The following is a 6,375-nucleotide window of genomic DNA, read 5'->3' on the forward strand; positions in this document are numbered from 1 at the left end:
TGATGGCCCGGATGGTGCGCTTGACGTTCGGGTCGAGGGCCGCTTCGAGAAAGGCTTGCTGCGCCGGGGTTGGTCGGAAGGTCATTGGTCGTTGGGCGAGTGGAGGATACGACGGAGGGCGAGCCAGGTCGGGAGAGCTACGGCCAGGAACAGGGCAAGGATGGTGAGCTGGCTCACCGGGCCTCCACTTCCATTATCGCACGGGAGTCTAGCCCGCCTGAGGCGGACAAGGCCCGAGGTTTCGGCGCTAGTCCGAGAGTACAGGCAAGAATGCCTGTGCCACAGAATCGACTGGTTGCGAGCACCAGTGGCACAGGCTTTCAGCCTGTGCACGCCTTTTTCAGCACCCTGCTAGTGTCGTGTCCCAGAAGTTCGCTGAATAATTACTGGTGATCCACGGAATGCGAACTCGTTTGTTTTCAACGCGAGCCTTTCAACAACGTTGGCAGACTTTTCAAGCGTATTTCTGGGACACAACATTAGAAGCTGTTGGAAAACCGTCGCTAACCCACTGAAAACTTGTTGCCTTGTTTGCGGAATTTAGAGCTCGCCTGAGCTCGGCCTCTAATTCTATTGAAAACAATACAATCAGGATCACCAGAACTAAGTGCACAATTTGACCCGCGCGGCTCCGCGCAGGCCCGCGCTACCCCGAGATCAAGTCGGACTGGCGCGGACTAAGTGGAAGAAAAGCGGAGGAGAACGGAGGAGTGGAGAGAGGGCGGTTGGTTTGGCAAGGCAGCCCCCCATCGAGCTTTGCGGCGTGAGGCCGGATTAGCGGTTCGCAGGCAAAATAGACTTAACGCCCGGCTGTTGATGGAGCAGGTGGCAACGGCACAGACATGTGTTCGTGGACAATGAGCCACTCTCTCCCGTGCTTCTCCAATACTCCGGTCCAACGGCCATCCAAGGCTGCCTTGGTGCCATCCCTTCTCATAAGTTCTCCATGCCACGTGGCCGTAGCCCAGGCCAGATTTTCCAGCCGACTTACCCGCAAATCGTTACCGAGTGTGAATTTCGCGGATGCAAAATCGGCAAAAGCCTTTTTTACGCCTTCGGCATATTCTGCCCAGCCAGTGTATTTAAGGGGAGCAATGTCATAGAAGACAAGATCGGCGTCCTTGGCATAGAAGGGCGCCGCCTTTGCCGGGTCGAGTGCCTGCCACACCTCAAAGAGCCTCTGAATCCGGAACTTGACATCATTGGTGGGCTGCGCTGCTTTAGGAGAAGCAAAAGCAGGCGAACTCACCGTCAACATAGAGACAAAGAGCACGGTAGCCACCAGGTATCTCATGGCAATCCTCCTGGTCGGAATTTCCGATATTGAACCTTCCCTTTGCCGCAAGCCATACACCCACCCACCCCCCAGCTGTCAAGCTAAAATCCCCATGGCCTGTTTTGGGTGGCATCGCGGCTCGTTCTGGCCCTTCCGGCGCCTTCCGTGGTTTGTTTCCTGCCTCCAGCCTGCCCCGCTGCTGGCACTTGTCCCTGCTGGATGACTTCGCAGCCCTGGTTGGCTATCTTCCGGCGTTGCCTAGCCGTCCGCCACCGGCAGCGCCGCAAGCATCCTGAGCATGCTCGCGAACAGTTTCCGAGTCAGGTGCCCTTCGCCCAAGAGCAGCCAATAGTAGCGCGCATGTTTCACCAGCCGTTCACCGGTCTTCACCAACCGCTGCTGCAAACTCGTCAACGAGCAGTTCCCAATCCTGCTCGGCAATGCTAGCCGTCGCCACAGATTCCCCAAGTTATAGGCGATCACGCTCAACCACAGACGCACTTCATTCCCCCGGAACCGATGGCAGGAAAGACGGGTTCAATTCACCGCCAGCTTCCCTTCCTTAATCCATTGCTCCGCTGTACTCCGCTTGTTGTAGAAGCGTACAACCGCCCGGCTCGGCAGCTCTATGTTGGTGACGAGGAAGCCCACACGGGGGAACAGCTCCCCGGCGTGAAACTCGACCTTCGCCACCACCCGCCGCGCCTCGTTCACTTCCAGGCCCCCGTACTTAGCCTTCCCGTGGTAGAACGTCGCGTCGCTGACTCCCAGCCGTCGGCAAAGATCCTTCACCGGAACTCCCGCCTCCGCCTCTTTCAACACCCCTACGATCTGCACTTCACTAAACCGGCTCTTCTTCATGGCTCGCTCCTCTCGGGTTGTTTTACCCCGGAGAAGCTACGTTTTGGCTGGACTAGTTTTCGGGGGGCAGGTCATGCAGTGGCTTGTTTGCACCAACTGACCACGAGAGCCATTTTTCCGAGCTTCCATCCACAATGAAACGTGAAACATTCGGGCCCCGGTTATCGTATGCATCTTTTAACGTCAACGACGCTGTGACGATTTCGGAAGTGCAGCACATTGTGTGTGTGCCGTGAGATGGGGTTTGGTCGGCCTGCTCCTCATGGCAATGCAATGAAGACCAAGAACGCCCGATGCTTCAGCACTTTCTGAGAAAACATCTACATTAGGACGAAATGAAATGACAATCAGCACCATCGACGAGTCACAACGCAAAGCCGCAAGAGTCGTGGGATTTGCTTACCTATTTGCCCTGATCCCCGCACTCTTTGCTGAGTTTTATGTCCCCGCCCAACTCATTGCCTACAACAATGCTGCGGAAACCGCTCGGAATATCATGGCGCACGAACGACTCTTTCGTCTGGGCATCGCCAGCAATCTGATTGTCTTCGCGGTTGATGTCGTACTTATCACAGCTCTCTACGTGGTGCTCAAGCGGGTAAACCGGAGCCTTGCCTTGCTCGCGGCCTTTTGGAGGCTGATAGAGACGGCAATTCTTGTTGTTATTACGCTCAATGACTTTGACGTTCTGCGTGTCTTGAGCGGTGCTGATTACTTGCGAGTATTTGAAGCAGATCGATTGCACGCCTTGGCGAGGCTGTCGATTGGCGCGCATGGCGCCGGATACAACGTTGGCTTGCTGTTTTTTGGATTTGGATCCCCAGTGTTTTGCTATTTGTGGTTCAAATCAGGCTATATCCCGAGAGCATTGGCTGCCTGGGGAGTGCTTTCGTCCTTGCTGGTAGGGGCATCTGCTTTCGCTTTCATCATTTTCCCCGAGCTCGCGAAGGTAGTTACAATTGGCTATTACGGCGGGCCTATCTTTCTTTTCGAACTAACAATGGGCTTTTGGCTTCTGCTTAAGGGATTAAGGCCATATCGCACAGCCGAGCCGGAGAAGGCAAGTGCGTAAGCGCAGGTCGGTGTGCCGTCTAACCACTCGTTCAAGCGGACTTGTAGGCGCCGCACCCGGCAAGGCGCGGAATTTTCTAGCGGCCTCCGCCGTATCTCCGGCTAGGCCCTTACAAGGGAGGGAACATGAGCTCGACCCACAACCCAGGGAGAGTCGCCGGATTCCTGTACCTGCTCCTCGTCGTCACCGCGCCCTTGCGCCTCATGTATATTCCCAGCACCCTGTTCGTGCGTGGGGACGCGACCGCGACGGCCAACAACATCGCCGCGCACGAGTGGCTCTTCCGTATGGGCATCGTCGCCGACCTGCTCACCGGAACAATCGCGATCTTCGTTGTGCTGGCTCTTTACCGATTGCTTAAGGAAGTGGACCAGCACCTCGCTGCGCTGATGGTGATCCTGGGCGGTCTGATGGTAGTCCCCATCTACTTCCTCAACACGCTGAACGACGCAGCTGCCCTGATGCTCGTGCGCGGCGCCGATTTCCTTGCGGTATTCGAAAAACCCCAGCGGGACGCCCTGGCCATGCTGTTCCTCCGTCTGCATCACCATGGAGTCGTTGCCAACGAAATCTTTTGGGGTCTATGGCTCTTTCCCTTTGGGATCCTTGTCTTCCGGTCGGGCTTCCTGCCCCGCGTCCTGGGCGTCTGGCTGATCATCAACGGCTTCGCCTATCTGGCCATTAGCTTCACGGGCTTACTGTTACCGGAATACGAGTCGATGGTCTTCAACAGCGCCTTACCCGCCACGCTCGGAGAGATCGCCATCATGCTGTGGCTCCTGATTAAGGGCGCAAAGGTGCGACCATTGGCCGCCGCGGCCTCCTGATCGAACGTGACAACCCGCTGCCCCCGAGCTCTGGGGAGGGAATGAAATGAAGATCAGCACTATCGACGGATCACAACGTAAAGCTGCATGGATCGCAGGACTTGCTTGCCCGATCTCGTTCGTCACCGTGGTCGCGGTCAATTTCGGCATCTTCGAACGCCTGATCGTATCCGGCAATCCGGCGGAAACCGCTCGGAATATCCTGGCGCACGAAACACTATTCCGCATCGGCATCGCGGGCGACCTGGTCTACTGCGTGGGCGTTGTCGTACTGCTCACAGCGCTTTACGTCATTCTCAAGCCGGTGGACCAGAACCTTGCCTTGCTCGCAGCATTCGGCCGGCTGGTCCATGGCTTCACGTGGCTCCTGGTGACGCTCAATCTCTTTACCGCTCTGCGGCTGTTGAGCGGCGCTGATTACTCGCGAGCGTTTGGACCAGATCAGTTACCGGTCGTGGCGCGGCTGTACCTCTCTGGTTTCGACGCGTACTACGTTGGCTTGCTGTTTTGGGGATTGGGAGCCACCGTTGGTAGTTACTTGTGGTTCAAGTCGGGCTACGTCCCCAGAGCACTGGCTGCCTTTGGTGTGATCTCGTCTGCATGGTGCGCGGCCTGCACTTTTGTTCTTTACATCTTCCCCGACTTTCCCAAGCTAGTGAACCTGTGGTGGTTCGATTCGCCTATGGCTGTCTTCGAACTGGCACTGAGTTTTTGGCTTCTGTTTAAGGGATTAAGGCCATCTGGAATACCTGAGCCCGATAAAGCAAGCGATCGAGCACAGGCCGGTGCCGTCTGACCCATATGAAAGCAATCGTCTATTACAGCTACGGTTCGCCCGATGTTCTCAAGTGTGAAGAGATCGAGAAGCCGACCGCTGGGGACAATGAAGTTTTGATAAAAGTCCGCGCGGCTTCCGTCAATCCACTTGACTGGCGCCTCATGAGAGGTAAACCGTTGTTTGTCCGCCTAGCGATCGGGGGGCTGCGCAAACCAAAGATCACACGCCTAGGGGTTGATCTGGCCGGGCAGGTTGAAGCGGTTGGCAGGAACGTAACGCAGTTTCAACCAGGTGATGAGGTATTCGGCGCGTGCCATGGGGCCTTTGCCGAGTATGTGTGTGCTATTGAAGATAAATTGGCACTGAAGCCAGCCAACATATCGTTTGAGGACGCAGCAGCCGTACCAGTGGCGGCACTCAGTGCCCTTCAGGGTCTTCGTGATAAGGGACGCATCCAGCGAGGCCACAAGGTTCTGGTTGATGGCGCGTCTGGTGGTGTGGGTACATTTGCGGTCCAGATTGCCAAATCGTTCGGGGCTGAAGTCACTGCTGTGTGCAGCACGAGGAATGTGGACACGGCGCGATCGATTGGCGCAGACCATGTCATTGATTACACTCGAGAAGACTTCACGCAAAGTGGGCAGCGTTACGACCTGATTATTGCTGCGAACGCATATCATTCGATTTTCGATTACAGACGTGCACTCGGTCAGGACGGAATTTATGTCATGGTTGGAGGTGGTTGGGCTCAAATTCTCCAAGCTATGTTACTGGGACCATTACTTTCACTGATTGGGAGCAAGAAGATGTGTTTCTTTATAGCGAAGCTAAACAAGACGGATTTGGTTCTTCTGAAAGATTTTCTTGCAGCCGGAAAGATTGTACCCGTCATAGATAGAGGTTACCCGTTAAGCGACGTGGCTGAAGCTCTCCGTTATCTTGAAGAAGGGCACGCTCGAGGAAAAGTAGTAATAACTTTGGAACATAACAACAAAACTTAACAACGTGCCACAAGGTGGGAAAAGCAAGACAATGTGGGGTGCGTGACCTGCCCCCCGTTCTTGGTCCAGTCATAAGTTAGCACTCCGGGGCTCCTGCACATACGATCCGACCCACGCTGAGGCGCTCGAAGCGGCCGGGCTGCATCTTAGTGCCCGCCGCGGCGGGTGTCCGGAGATCTCGAACTAAGTTCACCTGAGGCCTAACGAACCAAGCTGAGGGGCGCCGCGTTTTTCGCGGCGTCCCTCTCCAGCGATTTGTTAGGCATGTCCCTACCTACGAATAGCCAAAAATAAATCCGTCCCCTTTTTTCGCTGCTCGGTCTCGACTTCACGGTATTCATATAGGAACCCTGCCAGGGCGGCGGTCGCCTTCTGGCTGAGCGGGCCGTTCAGGTGGGTGCTGGCGGTGATCTGCAGGGCGTCCTGGATGTCGCTGATCTGGTCGGGAGTCAGGTGGAGGGGTAGCTGGTGCATGTACTTGTGGTAGTGGGCCTGGCGCTCGGCGAGCCAGACGGAGCGGTGCTCGTAGCACGCGGTAAGGTTCTTGCCGTGGTTGCGGT

General features: G+C 56.0%; 6 protein-coding genes and 1 pseudogene. 4 read left to right on the forward strand and 3 right to left on the reverse strand.

What is annotated here, in order from left to right; translation table 11 throughout:
- Positions 1–799: 799 nt before the first annotated feature.
- Positions 800–1,294 carry a nuclear transport factor 2 family protein gene (locus VIH17_11625; GenBank protein ID HEY4683880.1) on the reverse strand — a complete coding sequence of 165 codons (495 nt, stop codon included), beginning with the start codon at positions 1,292–1,294 and terminating at the stop codon, positions 800–802.
- A gap of 240 nt (positions 1,295–1,534) precedes the next feature.
- A pseudogene (locus tag VIH17_11630) lies at positions 1,535–2,137 on the reverse strand (transposase).
- Between the two features lie 340 nt (positions 2,138–2,477).
- On the opposite strand from VIH17_11630, the gene VIH17_11635 reads away from it, so the two are divergent.
- From VIH17_11635 to VIH17_11650, 4 genes are all read left to right on the forward strand, one after another.
- Complete coding sequence (locus VIH17_11635) at positions 2,478–3,209, forward strand: DUF4386 domain-containing protein (GenBank protein ID HEY4683881.1); 732 nt, start codon at positions 2,478–2,480, stop codon at positions 3,207–3,209.
- Positions 3,210–3,334: 125 nt separating this feature from the next.
- Positions 3,335–4,036 (forward strand): DUF4386 domain-containing protein, encoded by a 702-nt coding sequence (locus VIH17_11640; protein ID HEY4683882.1) that lies wholly within the window; start codon positions 3,335–3,337, stop codon positions 4,034–4,036.
- 46 nt (positions 4,037–4,082) lie between these two features.
- Entirely contained in the window at positions 4,083–4,832 is a 750-nt protein-coding gene (locus VIH17_11645; protein ID HEY4683883.1) for a DUF4386 domain-containing protein, read from the forward strand.
- Between the two features lie 5 nt (positions 4,833–4,837).
- Positions 4,838–5,815: an NAD(P)-dependent alcohol dehydrogenase gene (locus VIH17_11650; GenBank protein ID HEY4683884.1), complete on the forward strand. Its 978-nt coding sequence runs from the start codon at positions 4,838–4,840 to the stop codon at positions 5,813–5,815.
- 270 nt (positions 5,816–6,085) lie between these two features.
- Here VIH17_11650 and VIH17_11655 read toward each other — a convergent pair.
- Positions 6,086–6,375 (reverse strand): hypothetical protein (locus VIH17_11655; protein ID HEY4683885.1); only part of this gene is annotated, 290 nt, incomplete at its 5' end.

Source organism: Candidatus Acidiferrales bacterium, from assembly GCA_036514995.1.
Lineage (GTDB): Bacteria > Acidobacteriota > Terriglobia > Acidiferrales > DATBWB01 > DATBWB01.

Excerpts from the sequence above, each read along its gene's own strand:
- VIH17_11645 (HEY4683883.1), top strand. The coding sequence starts at position 4,083 with ATGAAGATCAGCACTATCGACGGATCACAACGTAAAGCTGCATGGATC.
- VIH17_11635 (HEY4683881.1), top strand. The coding sequence starts at position 2,478 with ATGACAATCAGCACCATCGACGAGTCACAACGCAAAGCCGCAAGAGTC.
- VIH17_11650 (HEY4683884.1), top strand. The coding sequence starts at position 4,838 with ATGAAAGCAATCGTCTATTACAGCTACGGTTCGCCCGATGTTCTCAAG.
- VIH17_11625 (HEY4683880.1), bottom strand. The coding sequence starts at position 1,294 with ATGAGATACCTGGTGGCTACCGTGCTCTTTGTCTCTATGTTGACGGTG.
- VIH17_11640 (HEY4683882.1), top strand. The coding sequence starts at position 3,335 with ATGAGCTCGACCCACAACCCAGGGAGAGTCGCCGGATTCCTGTACCTG.